This window comes from Streptomyces vulcanius (assembly GCF_042653945.1).
GTDB classification, from domain to species: domain Bacteria; phylum Actinomycetota; class Actinomycetes; order Streptomycetales; family Streptomycetaceae; genus Streptomyces; species Streptomyces mangrovi.
In genome coordinates, this window is record NZ_JBHSFK010000069.1 from 1 (window position 1) to 21,420 (window position 21,420).

The window sequence follows — 21,420 nt, forward strand, 5'->3', positions numbered from 1 at the left end:
CTGCCCGCCGCGGAGATCCACCTGCTCGATGGCGGCCACTTCGTCATGGACACCTGCGCCGACGAGACCGCCCAGCGGGTCCGGGCCTTCCTGACGACCGAGGCGAATGGTGTTTGAACCCATACGTATCTCGGACGGGTGACTTCGACGGAGTGGTGGACATAGCCCCGAAGACACCTTCGTCCCCGAGTGCCTGCCAGGGCTTCGAGTGCTCGTGAGGTGATGGGGTCGGCGCGTCAGGCGCCACGAAGACAACCGGGGCCCGGTGTCATCGTCCGCGACCACGACCAGCCGCAGCAGGAAGCACCCCGCTGCTTCCCATGCCGCCACCGTACGAGGCGAGGGAGGTCGTCGGGAGCCCCCGTGACGTCGTGCCGGGAAAATGCTGTGGCAGGCCCTTCGGACCGCCGAGGGCGCTCGAAATGATCACTTCGCAGGCCCGTTCCTTCGACGAGGCCACCGCCGGCGACGCAGCGAACGGCCCTTCGTATCTGCCCGCCCTGCTTGACACCGTCGAGGAACTCGCCGTCCGCCTCTTATGGCGCCCGCGTCGCGGACATCGGCGCCAGCACAGGACTGGCGACCGCGCTTCTCCACGTCCGCGATGCCCACGTCATCGCGGACGAGCCCGGCCTCGCCCCCCAGCTCCGCCTCACACTGCCCGACGTCCTGGTCGTGCTCGGTGGCGGCAACCGCCCGCCAACAGCCTCCGAGTTCATCGACATCCTCACCATCCGGGATCTCCCGGGCCCGCACGAAGCCGCGTGCGGTTACCGGTGACGAGCCGGTCCACCTCGCGGCCGGGACACCGTCCGAGGAAGTTCGCGGAGAACGGGAACCCCGCCGTCCATGCGGACAAACAAGAGGTGATCACACGCACGTGATGAGGCTCGCACACGAGGGAAGACGATGAACGGGGAGATGTCCCGGCAGCACCGGGCCGAGTCGGACGAGAACACACAGTTCTTCTCCCGGACGGCACGCGAACTGCCGTCGGGCCACCACGAGTTCCGCACAAAGGGTCGTCCAGCACGGATCCGCGACCCGCAGCAGGAACAGCCACGGCGACGCCCCCGCCCGCGAAGACGTGGCGTTCACGGCTCCCGCGTGCGGCGATCGCGCTGTCCGCGATGACGGCCGGTGCGACGGTGACGAAAAGACCCAGGTCTTCCTCCGCGACCGCACCATCCAGGTCCGCGAAGAACAGCGGAACGGACGGCTGACCAAGCCCGCCACGATCACCTGTACCAGCGTCAACCTGACTGAGCCGAACCGCCGGGAACTCGCCCGGCATTGACCCCTAGGGGGAAGTTTTGCGCACACAAATGAAGAGAACCGCCGCGACGACCGCCGTCGCCGCGGCCGTCGCCCTCGCTGCGGGCATGACCAGCCCGGTGCCGGCGAAGACCGAACCGCACGCCGCCTCGGCCCACACCTTCTCCACCCTCTCCTCCTCGTCCGCCCCCGGCAACGAGGTCGCCCTGATCACCGGGGACCGGATCACCGTGAACGCGGGCGGCAACGTCGTCGGCGTGAAGAGGGCCAAGGGGCGCGAGCACATGCTTTTCCGGGTCCACAAGTCGCAGGGGCACACCCTGGTCGTTCCCGCCGACGCGGCTGCCCTGCTCGCCTCCGGCAAACTGGACCAACGGCTTTTCGACGTGACCGAGTTGAGCAAGGCCGCGACCCGCAAGGCCCAGAAGAGCGGTCTGAAGGTCATCGTGGGCTACCAGGGTGCTGCCACGGCCGCCAGGGCGGAGGTCCGGGACGCCGGCACGGTGCGCCGCAGCCTCAAGGCACTCAACGCGGACGCGGTGCAGACCCCGGTCAAGGAGACACCCGAGCTGTGGACCGCGCTCACCGACGGGGGCAACGCCGCCTCGGGCATCGCGCACGTCTGGCTGGACGGCGTCCGCAAGGCCGGCCTCGACAAGTCCGTGCCGCAGATCGGTGCCCCCAAGGCGTGGGAGGCCGGCTATGACGGCAAGGGCGTGAAGATCGCCGTCCTGGACACGGGCGTCGACACGACCCACCCGGACCTCAAGGACCAGGTGATCGAGTCCAAGAACTTCACCGACTCCCCCGACGACAAGGACAGGGTCGGTCACGGTACGCACGTCGCTTCGATCGCGGCGGGCACCGGGGTCAAATCGGGCGGCATGTACAAGGGCGTGGCGCCCGGCGCGAAGATCCTCAGCGGCAAGGTCCTCGACGACGACGGCGCGGGCGACGACTCCGGCATCCTCGCGGGCATGGAGTGGGCGGCGACGCAGGGCGCCGACATCGTCAACATGAGCCTGGGCGGCACGGACACCCCCGGAATCGACCCGGTGGAAGCCGAGGTCGACAAGCTGTCCACCGAGAAGGGCATGCTCTTCGCCATCGCCGCCGGCAACTCGGGCCCCGAATCCCTCGGTACGCCGGGCACCGCGGACGACGCGATCACCGTGGGCGCCGTCGACGACAACGACAAGCTCGCCGACTTCTCCTCCACCGGTCCGCGTGTCGGCGACGGCGCCATCAAGCCGGACGTCACCGCGCCCGGCGTGAACATCACCGCCGCCGCGGCCGAGGGCAGCACCCTTGTCAAGGAAGTGGGGGAGAACCCCGAGGGCTACACGACCCTCTCCGGCACCTCGATGGCGACCCCGCACGTCGCCGGTGCGGCCGCAGTCCTGAAGCAGGAGCACCCCGACTGGGGTTACGCCGAGCTCAAGGGCGCGCTGACCGGCTCCGCCCTGAGCGGCGACTACACGCCGTTCGAACAGGGTGCGGGCCGTATCCAGGTCGACAAGGCCATCGAGCAGAGCGTGATCGCCGACCCGGTGTCGGTGAGCTTCGGCACCAAGCTCTGGCCGCACACCGACGACGAGCCGGTCACCAAGCAGCTGACCTACCGCAACCTCGGCACGAGCGACGTCACGCTCCGTCTGACCGCCACCGGCATGGACCCCAGGGGCCAGGCGGCTCCGGCGGGTTTCTTCAAGCTCGCCCAGGACTCGGTGACCGTCCCGGCGGGCGGCAAGGCCTCGGTCGACCTCACCGCCGACACCAAGCTGGGCGGCACCCTCGACGGCGCCTACTCCGCGTACGTGACGGCGGCCGGTGACGGCCAGACCGTCCGCACGGCCGCCGCGGTGCAGAACGAGGTCGAGTCGTACGACGTCACGCTGAAGTTCATCGGCCGTGACGGCAAGCCCGCACCGTACAACTACGCCTGGCTGGTCGGTACATCCGGCCCCGGGCTGAAAAAGGACTCGCTTCTGTCCGACGCCTCCGGCACCGTCAAGGTGCGACTGACCAAGGGCGACTACGTCCTCGACTCGGGCATATCGGCGGACCCGGACGACGCCGCCAAGGGCAGCGACTCACTGGCCCAGCCACAGCTGACCGTCGACAAGAACCAGACGATCGTCCTGGACGCCCGCAAGACCAAGCCGGTCAGCATCACCGTTCCCGACGCGCACGCGAAGTCAGCCCTCGCCTCACCGTGGTACCAGGTCAGGACACCCGAGACCACCCAAGGCTTCTCCGCGTTCCTGGACTCGTACGACAACTTCCGCAGCGCCGCCATCGGCCCGAAGATGACCCGCGGTTCGGTCTACCAGCAGTGGGACGGGCACTGGACCAGCGGTCCCGCCGCGGAGTACGACATCGTCGACGGTGTCCGGGGCACGCAGCTCGCCACCGGCCACACCAGGCACTTCAAGGCCCGCGACCTGGCCACTGTGAAGGTAGCGATGGGCGCGGTGCCAGGCCAGAAGAAGGGCACGATCAGGGCGGGCGGCCAGATCGGCGAGTTCATCAGCCAGACCACCATCAGCGAACCCCAGTCCGTCCCGGGCACTCGCACCCTGCACCTGTCCGCACTGCGCGGGACCACGTGGGACCTGAAGTTCTCTCAGTACAGGACCGACCCGAACGGCGAGCCGACGGACCAGGAGGCGTCCTACGCAACGGACCGGTCCCAGAGTTTCGCGGCCGGAAGGACCTACACGAAGACCTTCAACACCGCGGTATTCGGCCCCCACCTGAACAAGAACTACGGTCTGTTCCGCGACGGCGACGAGATCTACGGCAGCCTGCCGCTGTTCGCCGACGGCAGCGGGAACGCAGGCGGGTCCGACCTCACTTCGGTCACCACCTCCCTGTACCGCAACGGCATCAAGATCGGCTCCAAGGCGGATCCGCTGCTGGGCGACGAGCGCTACGCGGTCCCGGCGGGCGATGCCGCGTACAAGCTGACCACCTCGATGCGGCGCAGCGGCAAGGTCGCGGGGGGTTCCACGCGGATCGACGCGAGCTGGACGTTCCGCTCCAAGAAGCTCACCGGCCTGGTCCGGCTTCCCGCCTCCACGGTCCGCTTCGACGCCAGGACAGCCCTGGACAGCACGGTCCCGGCCGGCAGGCCGGCGGTGATCCCGGTCGTCGTGGAGGGCGCCGCCGCGGGCCGCAACCTCAAGTCGCTGTCGGTGTGGACCTCCTACGACGGCGGGAAGCACTGGACGAAGGTCAAGGTCGCGAACGGAAAGGTCAGCGTGAAGAACCCCGCGAAGAGCAAGGCCGTCTCGTTCCGCGCCGAGGTCACCGACAAGAAGGGCAACAAGTCGACGCTCTCGATCTACAACGCGTACCACGCCAAGTGATCGGAAACGGCACGACGACCGAACTGTCCGGTAGCTGAGGACGAGGCCGTTCAGGCCACAAGCGCGGGTCCGGGGGGATAGCTCCCCGGACCCGCCACGTCTGTACCCCGACTCGCCGAAACACGAGACCACCGAGTCGCTTGCCCGCCCTGACCGTGGATCCTCAGCGCCCGGACGTCGATGTCCGGTGCCGTGGGGGAGCGTGCCGGGCGTCGCGACGGGGCGAAACTCGCGCGCGCATCACACCGGGGCGTGCTCGAACGGTCTGGGTGCTCCCACCCGAGTCCTGCCGGACTCCCGCGCGCGGACCGGGCACAACACCCAACTGGCTTGATTACAGGTCCATTTATACTGCGCCAATGCTCGCCTATGTCGCTGCGCTGTTCTTCGTGATCTTCTGCGTCCGCGTCCTGCACGACCCCCGGCGCTTCAGCAACGCCGTCTTCCTCGGCACCGGCGCCACCCTCCTGGCCATCCACGAGGCCGGGGTGTTCGACACGGCGCAGCCGACCAGGCTGCCGGTCGCCTACCTGCTTCTGCTCCTCGGCCTGGGCGCGGTCGCGTTCGTGTTCTACCTGATCGCGAACGGCGTGAAGATGGTCCGCAAGGAGGGCAGGAGGCCAGCCAACCTGCTCACACTGCTGACCGGGCTGGCGCTGGTCGGCCTCATGGCGCTGCTCGGCGCGGCCGGCATATCCGACTCGTCCCTGCTCGCCCGCGTCGCGGGCGCCGTGATACCGGTGGTCGGCTACGTCTCCTTCCTGTTCCTCTCCTTCGTCGGCTACGCGTTCCTCTACGGCCGGCTGCCGGTCCGGCGGAACGTGGACTTCGTGGTCGTTCTCGGTTCCGGTCTCATCGGCGGCTCCCGGGTGCCGCGACTGTTGGCGAACAGGCTGGACCGGGGGCGCAAGGTGTACGAGGCGCAGGCCACGCGCGGCAACCCCCCGGTGCTGGTCACTTCCGGCGGCCAAGGCCCTGACGAGGATCTCCCCGAGGCCGACGCGATGGCCGACTACCTCGCCGAGCGCGGTGTCCCCAGGGACCGGATCCGGCGTGAGAACCGCTCCCGCACCACCGAGGAGAACCTGCGGTTCAGCAAGGCGATCATGGAGGAGCTCAAGCAGGACTACCGGTGCGTCGTCGTCACCAACAACTTCCATGTCTTCCGCGCCGCGCTCACGGCCCGCCGCACCGGCGTCCGAGGCCAGGTCGTCGGCGCACCGACCGCCGCGTACTTCTGGCCCAGCGCGACGATCCGCGAGTTCGTCGCGGTCTTCCTGTCTTACAAGGTGGTCAACCTCGGGATCTGCATGGTGCTCGGCCTGCTCGGGCTGGCCGCCGCCTGGTGAGACCAGGCCGACTCGCACGGCTCCCGCCGACGACGGGCCGGCAGGCCGGAGTAACCGGTGCGCTTCCGGCACGCACGCCGCGGTCTGCGTCCGCGGCTCGCCTTCCTGGCGCGCGGCCCGGGGCCCCGGTCGGTGGAGGACTCCGCGAACGGGCCGCCCGGCTCGCAGTCTCCCGCCGCTCGGCTTCTGCAACCACCGGCGCGGGCACTCCACGATCGGCTACCCCGCCCCGGTCGCCTTCGAGCCGAGACCAGCCACGCCGGCCATCGCTGTATGACAACCGCCGTTCACGATCACGGTGGAAGCCCCGGCTTCCTACTCCTTCACTATCGCGGCGGTTTGGAGGCGTTGTGCGTCCTGGACCGGCGGGGCTCCGAACATACGCCGGTACTCGCGGCTGAACTGCGACGGACTGTTGTATCCCACGGTGGCTCCGATCGCGGCGACGTCATGTGGCGCTGCGATGAGTTGCAGGCGGGCCTTTTGCAGTCGCAGTTGCTTCTGGTACTGCAGCGGACTCATGGCGGTCACCGCGCGGAAGTGTCGGTTGAGTGAGGAGACGCTCGTACTGACTTCGTCGGCGAGGTCGTCGATCCGGATCACTTCGTCGTAGTGGGCCGTGATCCATGTGATGGCGCGGGCTACGAGGGACGCACGGCTGTCGGCCAGGCCGATCTGTCTGACCAGGCCGCCTTGGGGTCCGTTCAGCAGGCGCCAGTGAATCTCGCGTTGCACGCCAGGCGCGAGAACGGGGATGTCACGTGGCTCGTCCAGCAGGCGCAGCAGCCGGACGACAGCATCCAGCAGTTTGTCGTCGGCGTCGCTGGTCGCGATGCCGGGCCCGTTGTGAGGGCGGACCGCAGTGGGGCGGGCCTCCAACAGGAGTTGGGCGATGGTCGTGGACCGCAGCGGGAGTCCGAAGGCGAGAAACGGCTCGTCGATGGTGGCGCGTGTGATCTGGGAGGTCAGCGGGAGGTCGACGGTCACAACGAGGTACTGGTTCGCGTTGTAGTCGAGGATGCGGTCATTGAGGATGGAACGTTTCGCTCCCTGCACGACCAGAGCGAACGTGGGTCCGGCGACCATGCCCAGCGGTTCGGTCACGTGCGGGGCGGAGAACACCGTCATTCCCTCGATCGCCGAAGGCCGTGCGCTGCCTGCGGCGAGGCGGGCGATCCGGTGACGCAGTTCATCAAGGTGATCCACCACGCCAGGAGACCATGACGGCCTGCGCTCGGGCTACATGATCCAGGCGAATTAGAGCGGATCATGCAAGGAACTGCGCAGCTTGTTCTAGGTGGATCGCGGTGCGTCGACTGCAATGGAGGAACACAGGGAAACGGCATCCACGCCGCCGCCTCATCGCACCGGTCACCGGATCGCGGGCGCGGTGCGCCGAGGCTGAGGGGCCTGCCGTTTCCCGTGATGACGTACATCCCCATCAGCTTGGAGATTCACCATGACCCTCGATTCCTTCGCCACACTTGGCCGCTCGGGGCTGCGAATAAGCCCGTTCACGCTGGGCACGATGACGTTCGGGGAGGATCACGGCTGGGGTTGCAGCCCAGAAGAGGCCAAGAACATCATTGCCGCCTATCTGGACAGGGGCGGCAACTCGATCGACACGGCCAACATCTACACCAACGGCCACGCCGAGAAGATCGTCGGCGACTACTTCGCCGATCGGTCCGGTCTTCGTGACCGAGTCGTTCTCGGCACGAAGTTCTTCGGCAACCTGTACGAGAACGACCCCAACGGCGGCGGAGCCGGCCGTAAGGCGATAGTGCAGCAGCTCGAGAACTCGCTCCGGCGCCTGCAGACCGACTACGTCGACATCTACTGGCTGCACAACTTCGATCCCTCCACGCCCATGGAGGAGACTCTTCGCGCCCTGGACGACTTGGTCAGCGACGGCAAGGTCCGCCATGTCGGCTTCTCCGACGTGCCCGCGTGGGCGACGGCCGAAGCAGCCACCATCGCGCGCTTCCGGGGCTGGGCTCCCATCACCGCCTTGCAGCTGGAGTACTCCCTGCTCGAGCGGACCTCGGAGGGGGAGCTGATCCCCATGGCCCAGGCCCTGGGCATGGGTGTCATGGCGTGGGGGCCGCTGAAGAGCGGGTTCCTGTCCGGTAAGTACTCCAGCGCCGGCACCGGGCCCGTGGACACTGCTCGCGCACAGCTGGTCGGCACCCCCAGTGAGGCCGAATACGTCGTCATCGACGCCCTCAACGCCGTCGCTGGTGAGGTGGGCGCGAGCCCCGCCCAAGTAGCCCTGGCCTGGATCCGGGCGCGCTCCGGTATCACCTCCACTCTGATCGGCGCGCGTCGCCTGGACCAGTTCGAGGCCAATCTGCGTGCCCTGGATGTCGCCCTCACCGAGACTCGGCGCGCCATCCTCGACGAGGTGTCTTCCCCCGCGCTGAACTTCCCGGCCGACAACAACAGGATGCTGGCCCGCATGCTGCAGTTCGCGGGAGCCACAGTGGACGGAGCCCCGTCGGTTGTGTCGCCGCTGCTGCAGATCAACGACGCCCGCTACTGACCCCCGCTCCAGATGCCCGCAGATGCACCGCGACAGGGAAGGACACACATGACCAAGGAGTTTGCCGGCAGGTCGGCGCTCGTCACCGGTGGTGGGAGCGGCATCGGGCGGGCGTCAGCCCTGGCCCTGGCCGCCGAGGGGGCGCTGGTAACGGTCGCGGGCCGTACGGCGGAGACCCTGCAGGAGACCGTCCGCCTGATTGAGGCCCACGGTGGCTCGGCTCGCTACGTGGTGGCGGACATCACCAACGAGTCCCAGGTGGAAATGGCCGTCCGGGCCGCGGCCGACGGCATCGGCCGCCTGGACCTCGCCCTGAACAACGCGGGCTATGACGGCGAATACCAACTCACCACGGAATACTCGACCGAGATGCTCGACCACATGATCGCCCTCAACGTGCGCGGCGTCTTCCTGTCGATGAAGTACGAGCTGCGGCACATGGTCGCCCAAGGGGCAGGCGCGATCGTGAACATGTCCTCAGGCGCGGGACTGGTGGGCGTTCCGGGGTTCTCCGGCTATACGGCCACCAAGGCCGCGGAGATCGCCATGACCAAGAGCTCGGCGCTCGAGGCCGCACCGCACGGCATCCGCATCAACGCCGTATGCCCCGGCCTCGTGGACACTCCGATGATCGCAGCCCTGGGCGGCCGGCAGCGGAAGTCACTCGCCGACGCTCACCCCCTCGGCAGGATCGCCCGTGCCGACGAGATCGCCGACGCTGTCGTCTGGCTCTGCTCCGACAAGGCGAGCTTTGTCACCGGCATCGCGCTGCCCGTGGACGGCGGTTACTCCGTTCCCTGACCCGGGGGGAGTGTCATGAATCAGGCTCGGCCGAGATTTTCGTAGGTCGGCTCGCCGCTTGATCTCCTGGTTCATCCGCTCCAGCCGGTTGGTGTTCCAGATCCCGCACAGCTGAAGGGGGTTACCGGTTCCCGAACGACCTGGCACACCTCATGCCCTCCGCCGATGAGGGTCTCCGACTGGCCACGCAGTACCCGTGGGGCCAGTGCGCTCCCCCAGTACTGCCTGGCCGGGCGGGCGAATGTCCACCGGTCTACCGTCCTGCGCACCGACGCGACCGCTATCGCCCGCACCCTCATTTGCTACCGCCGACTCACCAAATGAGACGACGTCTCAAGGTGGCATTCAACGAGATCCCCTGGGCGAGAGGGTCCCGGACAGGACGCTCTGGCGGGGCGCTCAACGGAACCGTCGCCGCGGCCAGGGGTCTTCGCCGAGGTGGTGGAGCCCGGCCACTTCACCCACAACCCCTCATCGGTATGCCATGGACGGCTCCTGAGATGGACGACCCGTCGACCCCGACTGCGTGCCTGATACGAAATTCCCCGCCCCCCTTGTCCGTTGGCGCAGTTCAGGCGGATTCGACTGGTTGGAGAGTGACTGGGTAGCCGAGTTGGCCGAGCCGGCTGACCAGGCGTCGGGTCTGCCGGGACCGGCCGGTGCGTTCCCGGAAGCACTGGCCGCCGAGGTCGGCGTAGGGGTTTGAGCCCGATGACGCGGACGAACTGGTCTGCGCTGTCGAGGCCGGCGCCGTCGCCGGAGCCCACTGCGGGGTCGAAGAGCCGCCCGGGTATGGGCCTTGTGCCCATGCCACGCCAACGTGAAGTTCTGGCCGATCGACGGGAAGAGGGGCCGATGACGGACCGCGAACAGCAGCGCCAGCGCAACGAGTACCTGCAGGAGTGCGCACACGTCCGCGAGGTGTGGGACCAGCGGATCGCCTACCGGCACGGCATCCTGCCGGGCGCCACTCTCGATCCGGTGGTGAGCGACATCGGCTGGCGCGGGCAGGTTCAGCTCGTACCCGGGGCCAACCACTCAGGTGAAGTGGCCAAGGCCGCCGACGACATCGCCCGCGCCCACTTCATCTGGGCGTGCCACAGCCCCTCCCACGCCCGGCATCACAACCTGCGCCCGTGGGGCCTGCACGGCAACCACTACGCGGGCGAGTCGACGCCACCGGGGCAGGTGCCCCGGCTGGAGCGGGGAGAACTGGAGTCCGGAGGCAGATCCGGCGGCCCGACGGCCGTGTCGACATGGAACAGTTCCTGCGCCGTCTCACACGGCTGGAGGCCGGCATCCTCGATGTCCTGCCCCTCACCCGGGCAGAGAACGTACGGCGGATCGCGGAAGACGCCGACCTGCCGTACAAGAGCCTGCCCGAGGACGTCGCAGAAGCGATCGACTTGCAGCGGACCCGGTGTGCGGCAGAAGGCCAGAGCTGATGGCCGCCACGAACGTGTACTGGAGAGCGGTATGCCAGGAAACCGGCCCGTACCGTTCGGAAAGGGGCCATCGGCGAAGGAACCGCGCCACGGGCACCTCGTCGGCGGCCTGCCTTTACTTGAAGTGGCGGGGGCTGGAAACGGAGCTCACGCGCTACGCCACCTCGCCAGTCCCCGACCCTGCCAAGGCATCTCTCTGATGTGAGGTGGGCTCCCGCGCACCGGACGTCAGAAGACCGCCGGGAGCCTGTCGAGCGCCTTGCTCACCTCAGCCGCGAACCCCGCCCCGGACCCAGGCTGTTCGGTCGCCCACCAGACCCGCCCGTCGGGACGGATCAGTGCCGCCGATACGCCGGACCACGCGGGTCCGCCGGTCTCGGCGAGCCGGCTCGGATGCATCGAGATGCCGGCCGCCGTCGCCCGCTCGGCCACCTCGCTGTCCACCGGTTCGCCGCCCATGGTCAGAAGTACCGCGCGGCCGTCGTACAACAATGGAAACACACCCTCGCCCTCGGGGTCGTGGGCGCGACCGCCGGTCAGGGGGTGCGCGTCCGTGTCGGCGGGCCGGTAGACGGTGCCGAGCCCGGAGAGCTTTCCGGCCAGCATCCGCGCGAACGCGGGCTCGGAGGCGATGGCCGCGTTCAGCACGCCGCGCAGTGCGGTGACGTCCGGGGTCAGCCCGCTGATCAGGGCACCCTGGGCCTTGGTGTGCTCGGCCAGCTCGGCGCCGACCGGGTGGCGTTCGCTGTGGTAGGTGTCCAACAGCTCCGCGTCGGCCCGCCCCTGGACCACGGCGGCCAGCTTCCAGCCGAGGTTCATGGCGTCCTGGAGCCCGATGTTCAGTCCGACGCCGCCGGCCGGCCAGTGGATGTGGGCCGCGTCGCCGGCCAGCAGCACCGATCCGTTCCGGTAGGCGGCGGCCAGCCGGGTCGCGTTGCCGAACCGGGACAGCCAGGAGGGCTCGCGCATGCCGAAATCGGAGCCTGCGATCCGCAGCGAGGCGTCGCGCAGTTCGTCCAGCGTCATGGGGACGTCGCGCCGCTGGTTGGCCGGGTCGTAGCCCGTGACGCGGAACCTGCCGCCCGGCAACGGGACGACCAGGAGGCGGCCGGCCTCGGAGAGGGCGGTGAAGCCGGGGGTCTGCGGCGGGTTGTCGAGAACCACCTCGCCGAGGAATCCGTAAGCCGAGGTGTCGGAACCGGGGAAGTCGATGCCGGCTTCCCGGCGGACGGTGCTGTGGGCGCCGTCCGCGCCGACGACGTACGGTGCGCTCACCTCGTAGGCGCCATCGGGACCGCTCACCCGGACGGTGACCGACGAGTCGTCCTGTACCAGTGAGGTGACCTCGTGTCCGCGCCGGACGACCGCGCCCAGTTCGGTGGCATAGCGCTCCAGCAGCTCCTCGGTGACCGTCTGCGGCTGAGTCAGCAGGAAGGGGAAGGGCGTCGGCAGCGAACTGAAGTCGACACGGGACTCCAGCATGCCGAAGTGCCAGTTCGGGACGGCCCGGCCGGCGGCGAGGGCGTCGCGGTGCCGGTTACGCATGGCCAGCACCTCGATGGTGCGCGGCTGGATACCCAGGGACCTGGAGTGCGGACTGCGTCCCTCTTCCTTCTCCAGCACGAGGACGGAGACGCCTACGAGGGCTAGTTCGTGGGCCAGCCAGAGACCGACCGGGCCGGCTCCCGCGATCACGACCTGGTGGTCCGAGGACCTCTCGGGTGGTGCCTGACGCGTTGATGACATGACAGTTCAACTCCTGGTGGAGAGATGCACGAGGATGCACACAGCCACTAAGGGCCCGCAGAGAATTAACTTGTGGGCTTCTGGGCTTGACGTCGCAGGTCAGCACGGCGTCCGCCTTCATGCTGTTCTTCTGCGGGCCCTAATGGCCATTGATCATTATCCCTGCCGCCCGGCGGTCGAACGGCACACTCCCGTGATCAAGGCTTGCGGTGGGCAGCCGGAACGGGTGGTACTCCAGCTCTAGATCGTGATCTTGCTGGTCGAGACCAGTGCGGAGACGGATGCCCCGCCGAGCGGACCGCGGCCCCCAGCGACTGCGGCCACGGCTGCGGCGGATGGCTTTGTCCACCCACGGGCGCGTGTCCCGGACATCTCGCACGTTTCATTCCGTCGGGCCGTCGGGTTGCTCGGCGCGGGGGAGCCAGAGGGTGAACACCGCTCCGTCGCCGGGCCGACTGTCCGCGGTGACGGTTCCGCCGTGTTCCTCGACCAACTGGCGGACGATGGACAGGCCCAGTCCACTGCCGCCGGTGTGTCTGCTGCGGGACTTCTCGGCCCGCCAGAAACGTTCGAAGACATGGGACAGATCCTCGGGTGCGATGCCGCTGCCGGTGTCCTCCACCGAGAGGACGGCCAGGTCGTCGGCGGGCCAGGCGGTGACCGTGACCGTGCCGTCCGCGGGGGTGTGCCGGAGCGCGTTGGAGACGAGGTTGCCCAGGGCCTGGCGCATCCTCACCGGGTCGGCGTGCAGCCAGAGGCCGGGGTCGGTGTGCGCGTGCAGGCGGATGCCGGAGTTTTCGGCGCGGGCGCTGTGTGCCGACACCACCTGGGCGACCAGTTCGTTCGCGCGTACCGGTTCGCGGTGCAGTTTAAGGGTGCCGGCATCGGCCGCGGCGAGGTCGCGCAGATCGTCGATGATGTGCTGCAGGAGCAGTGCCTCGTCGTGCAGGGAGGCGATGAGGTCCGGGTCCATGTCCAGCAGCCCGTCGCGGGTGACTTCCAGCCAGCCGCGGATATTGGTCAGCGGGGTCCGCAGCTCGTGGGCGATGTCGCTGACCATTGCCTTGCGTTGCGCTTCCAGCTGTTCGCGGCGCGCGGTGAGGTCGTTGAAGGCGGCGGCGAGGTAACCGGTCTCGTCCTTGGTGGTGACGGCGACGCGCGCGTGCGCCTGCGGTGGCTGCTGGGCGGCGGCGGTGAGGGTTCGCAGGGGTCGGACGAGACGGATCGCGACGACGGTGGTCATGGCGACGGTGATGGCGAGGACCAGCACCGTCACGCCGATGATCTTGGCTTTGTTGGCGGGGGAGAGGTCGAAGCCGGCGGGCTGCCCACCGGGGTCGCCCAAATAGAGCTGTGCCCTGGGGGCGACGTACGGGTCGAGTTGTGCGCGGCGCGCGGTGTCGATACAGGTCTCTGTCTGCGGCTTGGCATTGAACAGAAGGTAGATTTCGCCGCCCGAGGGGGTGGCCCCGGGAACGAATTCGACCCCGCGTCTTTGGTATTGGCCTGGATCCTGAGGGCCGTCGATGCAGGGATCGAGCATGGGAAAGAGTTTGTCCAGCGCCTTGTTCTCGGTGGGCATGAGTTCGTTGACTGCTCCGTCGGCGCACTCCTGCGGCACGGATGCGTCTCCGCTGTCGGCGATGACCAGCGTGCGGCCGCTGGGGATCTGTTGGAGGCTGCCGTCGCTGTAGCCCCGGCGCATGCACGTCAGACGCTTCTGGGCGACCTTCTTCACCTCTGTCCGTTCGGTCGCGGTGAGCCGGTAGGGTCCAGCGGCCCGGGGGTCGATCCCGGCGAGCTGGGCTCCTGGTTCGGTGTAGGTGTCGGTGGTCAGCGGGTCGATGATGGCCGAGGCGCGGGCGGGCAGGGCGGTACCCGTGGCGGCGGAGTCGGCGATGGTGCGTCCGGTCTCGGTCGTCAGGGCGATACGCCGCCCCTTGGAACGCGAGAGCTCGCGCAGCCGGGTCTGCACGCCGTTCCAGTCGGCGTGGGTCGCGGCGAAGCCGCTGAGCTGCCGCAGGATGTCGGTGTCGTCGGAGAGCACCTGGCCGTGCTCCTCCTGGATGGCCCGTGTGGTGGTCTCGACGGCCAGCCAGGCGGTGGCGCCCACGGAGAGTGCGGCGATGGCCACGGAGGTGAGCAGCAGCCGTACCAGCAGGCTCTTGCGCCAGGGTATGCGGGGGCGGGGCGTCATGACGGCTGTCCGGTGAGCTTGTAGCCGACGCCGAAGACCGTCATCAGCCGGACGGGTCTGCGCGGGTTCGCCTCGATCTTCTTGCGCAGGTTCATGATGTGTACGTCGATGGCGCGCTCGGTGGAGGCACGGTCGTGGCCCCGGGTGTGCTGCAGCAGTTGACGGCGCGAGAAGACCCGGTCGGGTTCCGCGGCCATGGCGTGGAGGATGGCGAACTCTCCGGGAGTGCACGGGACGGGGGCTCCGTCGCAGGTGACCTCGCACCGTGCGGGATCGACGGCGATGCCGCCCGCACGGAGCCGGGGGGAGCCGTCCGCGGGACGGAGGGTGCGGCGCAGCAGCGTGCGGATGCGGGCCAGCAGTTCCCGTGGACTGTACGGCTTGGTCATGTAGTCGTCGGCGCCGAGTTCCAGGCCGAGCAGCAGGTCGTTCTCGGTGGAGCGGGCGGTGAGCATCAGAATGGGTATGTCCCCGTCCTGGCGCAGCACACGGCACACGCCCAGACCGTCGACCTTGGGCAGCATCAGGTCCAGGACGACCAGGTCGGGTCTACGGCTTTTGGCCTCGTCGATGGCGGCCCGGCCGTCGTGGACCACGACGGGGGCGTGACCCTCCTGAAGCAGCAGCCTTCGTATGAGCTCGGCCTGCATGGGGTCGTCTTCCGCGACCAGAATATGTGCGCACACACCGGCGACCTTAAGCGTGGGCAACCGGCGTTGAGGGCCCTGCGAGGGGCTTGAGGGCCTTCCCACACCCTGACAACTTCCTGATATCCGTGAGTCACGCCGGGCGCACGCCCTTGGGGCGTGTCCGGCGCCGGCGTCACGTCGGGCGGCGGACGGGGTGTGGCTGCGACGGCGAGTCGAAGGCCGCGGTACCGGGCCAGGAGACGAGAGCGACGACGTCGGGGGCGGCGGCGACCCGGACCGGAACGCCGCCTGGCTCTATGACAACTCCCTGATCGGCGAAGTGGTCGTGGTGCGCCACTCCGGCGACCGGGCAATCGCCCCCGAAACGCCTCAACGGCTGGGACATGCCGTGGGACCGGTGGAAAGCGGAGGGCGGACCCTGCCACGAGCCGTCGACGTCGGCACCGTGCCGGAACCCGTCCGAACCCGTGAGCCGAAGCTGACCGGTTCCTCACATGTCTCTTCCAGGCTGATGGCCATGGCTACTTCATCAGCGCGTCGCCCGTCACGTCGGCGGCTGCCGCGTGCCCCGTTCGGCGACCGGCGGGCGACCACCTCCGCCGCCGTCGGTCTGAGCCGTCTGGGGATACCGGCCGCCGTCCTGGTCCTGTCCGTTGCCCTCGCCGGATGCGCGGGGAATGGGCTGGGCGTCCGGACGGCCGATGCCGCCCGGCCTGCGGCCGGCGGAGTGAACAGCGCATCGGCCGCCGTGCCCGCCACGACACAGGCCATGCCCGCGATCAGGCCCGGGGGCAGCGAGGTCTCCACCGGATCCGCTTCCGCGCGGCTGCCGGGCCTCGGTCCGCAGACGCTGGCCGAAATCCCCGCGAACACGCGGCAGGTCGTGGTCGTCACCGGTCGGGGCAGGAACTCCTCGACCTCGCAGGTGGTGCTGTACCAACGCACCGGTGCGGGCTGGGAGCCGGGGGCCGTCTGGCCGGCCCACAACGCCCACGACGGCTGGACGGACGACCACCACCTGAACGACCTCCGGTCGCCCGTCGGCGTGTTCACCCTCACCGACGCCGGCGGACTGCTGGCCGATCCCGGCGCCAAGCCTCCGTACAGCCGGTCGCAGGGCTTCACCGTCGGCGGCACGGGCTTCGAGGGCGAACCGCTCGCGGGCTCCTTCGACTACGCCGTCGCGACCAACTACAACCGCGAGCCCGGGACCTCCCCCTGGACCGGACCCGCCCGCTCGGCGCGGCCAGGGGCGGCGGTGTCTGGCTGCACGTCGACCACGGCGGGCCCACGCACGCCTGCGTGAGCCTGGCGAAGCAACACATGAAGGAACTCCTCCGCACGCTCGACCCCGTCCAGCACCCGGCGATCGTCATGGGGGACGCCGACTCCCTCGAACGCTGACGCGGGTGGTGAGAGGCACGGGTAACAGGGCGCATGACCTCGAACAAAATAATTCGATCGAAATGGTGCAATAGCATGTCATTCATACTCAAGGGTGTCGCGTGGCCGGCAGTGGCGGCTGCCGGTGTGCTGGCACTCGCCGGATGTTCCCAGGGCGGCGACGGCCCGTCCGCCTCCTCCGGAGGCATCACATCGTCCGCCTCAGGCGGAAGCGCATCGTCCTCGGCCACCTCCGCCAAGGGCGACCTGGCGATTCCGGCGGACGCCGACGACGAGACCCGCAAGGCGTACGTCGCGCAGAACGCGTTGGCCGCGTGCATGCGGGCCAAGGGCTTCACGTACACGCCGCACGTGATGGAGTACGACGACTCGCTCAAGGACGTCGACGGACAGGACTACGAGGCGGCGAAGAAGTTCCGGAACAAGTACGGATTCGGTCTCTACGCGGGAGCCGTCTACCGGAACGACCCGAACGTGCAGGGTAGCGAGGCCTACAACAAGAAGGACACCAGCCCGGACACCGCATACCGCAACGCCCTCACGCCGGCCCAGAAGAAGGCATACGACAAGGCGCTGGGCGGCCGGACAGCGACAGGACTCACCCCGGGGTGCCAGAAAGAGGCAGAGGAGAAGGCATACGGGCCCGAGAAGTCCAAGGCCGAAATCGACAAGAAGACGGCCGAGGACAAGGAGCGCGCCCTCGCCGCGAAGCAGGCCCTCAACGGCGACTCCGAACTGGTCACGCTCGCCCAGCAGTTCGCGAGCTGCCTGACGAAGCAGGGGTTCAACGTGACCACCACGCAGCCGACGGAGATCGGCGACATGGTGAAGTTCCAGCTGAGCGGCCAGACGCCGCCGAACGGCATCCTGGCCCTCAGCAAGAGCGAGGCCACCGCCAAACTGACGCAGGAGATCGGTCTCGCCAAGAAGGACCTGGAGTGCGGCAAGGACTTCCGGGCCGCGTACTTTCCCAAGCTGGCCAAGCACCCCTTCGAGGACGTCACCGGATGACCCTGCGTCTTCCCCGCGGCCCCAAGCGCCGCAGCAGGCAGGTCGCGCTGATCGTCGGCGTGGTCACGCTGGTCGGCGCCGGCGGCTGGTTCGCCGGTACGCAGATGCAGTCGCCCGCCGACGCCTTGGCCGCCCACCAGCCGCCGAAGTCCGGGCCGGTCACCGTCGCGGTGGCGCGCCAGAAGCTGACCGCGAACGTGGTGGCCCAGGGCAGTGTGGAGTTCGGGGCGCCGACGTCCGTCTCGCTGTCCGGGCCCGTGGGTTCGGCCGGCTCGTCGAAGGAGGAGACCGCTACCTCGCTGGTGACCAGGGCTCCGACGGAAGGGGCCGTGCTGACCGAGGGCAGCGTACTGATGCAGGTCAGTGGACGTCCGGTGTTCGTGCTTCGGGGTTCGGTGCCGATGTACCGGACGCTCGGCCCGGGTGTCTCGGGCGATGACGTCGAGCAGTTGCAGAGCGCGCTGCGCAGGCTCGGCCACGACCCGGGGGGCGTCACCGGGCACTACGGCCAGGGGACGGCGGCGGCGGTGACCCAGTGGTACGAGGGCAAGGGATTCCAGGCCCAGAAGCCCACCGCCGACGACCAAGCACAGCTCAGCACCCTGGAACAAGGTGTGACAGACGCACAGTTGGCGCTGCTTCAGGCCCAGAACGGCGGGGACGAGGGCGGGGGCGGCGGGCAGAAGGCCGGTGCCGCCACGCCGTCCTCTTCCGGCGCCGTGCACGGGCTCGAACTGAAGTCCGCGCAGGATCAGCTGCAGCAGGCGAATCGCGCGCTCAGCTCGTTCAAGGCGGCATACGGCACCAAGATCCCGGCCGGCGAGGTCGTCTTCCTGCCCGACCTGCCGGTGCGGGTCGGCAAGGTCGAGGTGCACCTCGGCGACAACCCGGAGGGCGCGGTCGCCACAGTGACAAGCTCGGACGTTGTGGTGCAGGCGGTCGTACCGGGCACGGACGGCGCCTCGCTGCACAAAGGCATGCCGGCACGGATCGAGACGACGGACGGCAAACACGTCACCGGCGTGCTGGCGCAGGTCGGCGGCACCACTGCGACCGGCGACGGTGGAGAGGGAGAAGCGGACGCAGGACAGCAGACCGACTCCGACCCCGCTGCGGATGCGGGCTCCGGCGACCCGTCCGCCCCGGTGCAGTTGATGATCTCCGTGCCCGAGACGGGAGCACTGAAGAACGAAGCCGGCACCACGGTCAAAGTCACCCTCGACCTGGGCTCCTCCAAGGGGGCTGTTCTCGTGGTCCCCCTCGCGGCGGTGCACACCACCGCCGACGGGCAGGCCGACGTGCGGGTACAGCGGGACGGCAAGGTCGTCGACGTACCGGTCAGGGTGGGCCTTTCCGCCGCCGGGCAGGTCGAGGTGACCCCGGACGGCAGCATGCTGGCCGAGGGTGACCAGGTGGTGGTCGGACAGTGAGACGCAAGTCCCGCAACTCCGTACCGTCCTCGGCGATCGCAGAGGAGGCACCGGACCCGGACACCGTGATCGAACTCCGCTCCCTCAACCGGGTCTTCGGCTCCGAACCACCCGTACACGCCCTGCGGGACCTGGACCTGACGGTCCGGCGCGGGGAGCATCTGTCGATCGTCGGGCCCTCCGGCTCAGGGAAGTCGACACTGCTCAACACCCTGGGACTGCTGGACCGGCCGACAACGGGCAGCTACTGGCTGGACGGGGTGCTCACCAACACCCTCGGAGACCTGGAACGGACCGCGCTGCGCGGCAGCCGCATCGGTTTCGTCTTCCAGTCCTTCCACCTGCTGCCGTACCGGACCGTGGACGAGAACGTCATGCTCGCCGAGACCTACCGGGCTCCCCGTCCCGGTCGTGGGCGCGGCACCCGGGCCGAACGCGCCCGGGACGCCCTGGCCCGGGTCGGGCTCGGACATCGCTTCGGCTTCCTGCCCACCCGGCTGTCCGGCGGGGAGCGGCAGCGGGTGGCCATCGCCCGCGCCCTGATGGGCGAGCCCGCCCTGCTGCTGTGCGACGAGCCGACCGGCAACCTGGACAGTGAGAACACCGAGTCGGTGCTCTCACTCTTCGACCAGTTGCAGGCCCAGGGCATGACACTGCTCGTGATCACACACGACGACACCGTGAGCACGCGTGCGAGCAGACGGGTGCGGATCCACGACGGACGGCTCAGTCAGGAGAACGCATGACAGTCTCCACGCGGCTGCGCCGGTCGCGGCGGGACGAGGGACACGGCCGGCCGTGGATGGACCCGAGGGACCTGTGGGCGGAGTCGCTGGCCGGGGTACTCGCCCGTCCGGTCCGCTCGATGCTGACGACCCTGGGCACGGTGCTGGGCATCGGCACACTGGTCATCACGATCGGTGTGGCGGCGACGGCGGCGAACCAGATCGTCGGCCGCTTCGACGCCCTCACCGCCACCTCGGTGTCCGTCGTGGTGCCGACCCCGCCGCCGGGCTCGCTCGATCCCGCGCTGGTGGGGTGGTCGGGAGTCGACGCGGTCCGTCGTCTCGCCGGAGTCGAGTCGGCCGCCGCGCTCTCCGATTCCGAGGACACCGCGAACGTCCAGGTACGGGCCAATGAGGTGATCGCGCCCGGTACGGTGAGCGGACAGACCATGGCGGTCGTCTCGGCCACCGCGAGTCTGCCCGCCGCGGTCCGCGGCACCATGAGCAGCGGCCGTTTCTTCGACAGCGGTGACATCGGGCGTCACGCCCGGGTGGCGGTCCTCGGCGACCAGGCGGCGCGGCTGCTGGGCATCGACGACGTACGGCGGGCTCCCGCCGTCTTCTTCGAGGGCCAGTCCTTCACGGTGATCGGTGTACTCGGCGGGTTCCAGCGGGAGCAGCGCCTGTCCGTCTCCGTGATCCTGCCGCCGACCACGGGGGCGGACCGGATGGGCCTGAAGGACGTCACCCGGGTGCTGGTCAACACTTCCCTCGGCGCGGCCGGGCAGGTCGCGCACCAGGCCCCGATCGCCCTGTCGCCAGGTCACGGCGACTCCCTCACCGTCCTTGCCCCGCCGGACCTCTCCAAGGCGAAGAAGGGCGTACAGGGCGACGTCAACGGCCTGTTCATCGTGCTCGGACTGGTCTCGCTCATCGTGGGCGCGATCGGCATCGCCAACGTCACGCTCGTCACGGTGATGGAACGGGTCGGCGAGATCGGGCTCCGGCGCGCCCTCGGTGCCTCACGGCGCCAGGTGGCCGGACAGTTCCTCGCGGAGTCCACCACGATCGGGCTGCTCGGCGGGATCGTCGGCGCCTCCCTCGGCGTGCTGGTGGTCGTCTGCGTGGCGGGCGCGAAGCAGTGGACCCCCGTCCTGGACTTCCGGCTCGCCCTGGGCGCCCCAGCGGCCGGCGCCCTCGTCGGCCTCCTGGCCGGCCTGTACCCGTCACTGCGCGCCGCGCGCATGGAGCCGGCGGACGCCCTGCGCTCGCCGTCCTGAACGGAAGTCCGGATCCCTGAGGAGTGCGGGCCGATCTCGCCGTTCGCTGGACGGGGCGGCCGGCCGGTCAGGCCCGGCGTGCGGGGCGGGAAGACAGGGACACGACCGCACGAGGTAGCCGCAGAGGTATCGATCCCCGGCTTGGGGCGGTTCCGGGCCGGGCTGGGTGTACATGGTGATCCGCGGTTTTGGCA

Annotated in this window: 14 protein-coding genes and 1 pseudogene; 11 read left to right on the top strand and 4 right to left on the bottom strand. The window is 69.2% G+C overall.

Annotated elements, in window-relative coordinates:
* Positions 1-504 precede the first annotated feature (504 nt).
* The 3 genes from ACFPIH_RS53630 (at position 505) to ACFPIH_RS53640 (ending at position 5,995) form a co-directional block, all read left to right on the top strand.
* Entirely contained in the window at positions 505-780 is a 276-nt protein-coding gene (locus ACFPIH_RS53630; RefSeq protein WP_381187485.1) for a hypothetical protein, read from the top strand.
* A 545-nt stretch (positions 781-1,325) separates the two neighbouring features.
* Positions 1,326-4,646 (top strand): S8 family peptidase, encoded by a 3,321-nt coding sequence (locus tag ACFPIH_RS53635; RefSeq protein ID WP_381187482.1) that lies wholly within the window; start codon positions 1,326-1,328, stop codon positions 4,644-4,646.
* Positions 4,647-5,005: 359 nt separating this feature from the next.
* The gene (locus tag ACFPIH_RS53640; RefSeq protein ID WP_381187479.1) at positions 5,006-5,995 is read left to right on the top strand and encodes a YdcF family protein; all 990 of its coding nucleotides are present in this window, start codon (positions 5,006-5,008) and stop codon (positions 5,993-5,995) included.
* Between the two features lie 315 nt (positions 5,996-6,310).
* Here ACFPIH_RS53640 and ACFPIH_RS53645 read toward each other — a convergent pair whose 3' ends face one another.
* Entirely contained in the window at positions 6,311-7,123 is an 813-nt protein-coding gene (locus tag ACFPIH_RS53645) for an AraC family transcriptional regulator (RefSeq protein ID WP_381187488.1), read from the bottom strand.
* A 331-nt stretch (positions 7,124-7,454) separates the two neighbouring features.
* Between ACFPIH_RS53645 and ACFPIH_RS53650 the strand changes: the two genes are divergently transcribed.
* The 3 genes from ACFPIH_RS53650 to ACFPIH_RS53660 all read left to right on the top strand — a co-directional run bounded on the left by ACFPIH_RS53650 (position 7,455) and on the right by ACFPIH_RS53660 (position 10,783).
* Entirely contained in the window at positions 7,455-8,537 is a 1,083-nt protein-coding gene (locus tag ACFPIH_RS53650; RefSeq protein ID WP_381187476.1) for an aldo/keto reductase, read from the top strand.
* A 48-nt stretch (positions 8,538-8,585) separates the two neighbouring features.
* Complete coding sequence (locus tag ACFPIH_RS53655) at positions 8,586-9,338, top strand: glucose 1-dehydrogenase (RefSeq protein ID WP_381187473.1); 753 nt, start codon at positions 8,586-8,588, stop codon at positions 9,336-9,338.
* Between the two features lie 1,256 nt (positions 9,339-10,594).
* Positions 10,595-10,783: a hypothetical protein gene (locus ACFPIH_RS53660; RefSeq protein WP_381187470.1), complete on the top strand. Its 189-nt coding sequence runs from the start codon at positions 10,595-10,597 to the stop codon at positions 10,781-10,783.
* Positions 10,784-11,011: 228 nt separating this feature from the next.
* On the opposite strand, the gene ACFPIH_RS53665 is transcribed toward ACFPIH_RS53660, so the two are convergent.
* From ACFPIH_RS53665 to ACFPIH_RS53675, 3 genes are all read right to left on the bottom strand, one after another.
* Positions 11,012-12,529, bottom strand: a complete 1,518-nt coding sequence (locus ACFPIH_RS53665) for an FAD-dependent monooxygenase (RefSeq protein WP_381187467.1) — start codon at positions 12,527-12,529, stop codon at positions 11,012-11,014.
* A 382-nt stretch (positions 12,530-12,911) separates the two neighbouring features.
* Complete coding sequence (locus tag ACFPIH_RS53670; RefSeq protein WP_381187464.1) at positions 12,912-14,726, bottom strand: sensor histidine kinase; 1,815 nt, start codon at positions 14,724-14,726, stop codon at positions 12,912-12,914.
* On the bottom strand, positions 14,723-15,412 hold the full coding sequence (locus ACFPIH_RS53675; RefSeq protein WP_381187461.1) for a response regulator transcription factor: 690 nt from the start codon (positions 15,410-15,412) through the stop codon (positions 14,723-14,725). The genes ACFPIH_RS53670 and ACFPIH_RS53675 overlap by 4 nt, the downstream gene beginning before the upstream one ends.
* 574 nt (positions 15,413-15,986) lie before the next feature.
* On the opposite strand from ACFPIH_RS53675, the pseudogene ACFPIH_RS53680 reads away from it, so the two are divergent.
* The 5 genes and pseudogenes from ACFPIH_RS53680 (at position 15,987) to ACFPIH_RS53700 (ending at position 21,226) form a co-directional block, all read left to right on the top strand.
* Positions 15,987-16,780, top strand: a pseudogene (locus tag ACFPIH_RS53680) (hypothetical protein).
* A gap of 75 nt (positions 16,781-16,855) precedes the next feature.
* Complete coding sequence (locus ACFPIH_RS53685) at positions 16,856-17,791, top strand: hypothetical protein (protein ID WP_381187458.1); 936 nt, start codon at positions 16,856-16,858, stop codon at positions 17,789-17,791.
* The gene (locus ACFPIH_RS53690; protein WP_381187455.1) at positions 17,788-19,221 is read left to right on the top strand and encodes a peptidoglycan-binding protein; all 1,434 of its coding nucleotides are present in this window, start codon (positions 17,788-17,790) and stop codon (positions 19,219-19,221) included. Before ACFPIH_RS53685 ends, ACFPIH_RS53690 begins: the two co-directional genes overlap by 4 nt.
* A complete protein-coding gene (locus tag ACFPIH_RS53695; RefSeq protein ID WP_381187451.1) occupies positions 19,218-19,967 on the top strand; it encodes an ABC transporter ATP-binding protein in 750 nt (249 codons plus the stop codon). Before ACFPIH_RS53690 ends, ACFPIH_RS53695 begins: the two co-directional genes overlap by 4 nt.
* Complete coding sequence (locus ACFPIH_RS53700) at positions 19,964-21,226, top strand: ABC transporter permease (protein WP_381187448.1); 1,263 nt, start codon at positions 19,964-19,966, stop codon at positions 21,224-21,226. The genes ACFPIH_RS53695 and ACFPIH_RS53700 overlap by 4 nt, the downstream gene beginning before the upstream one ends.
* Positions 21,227-21,420 lie beyond the last annotated feature (194 nt).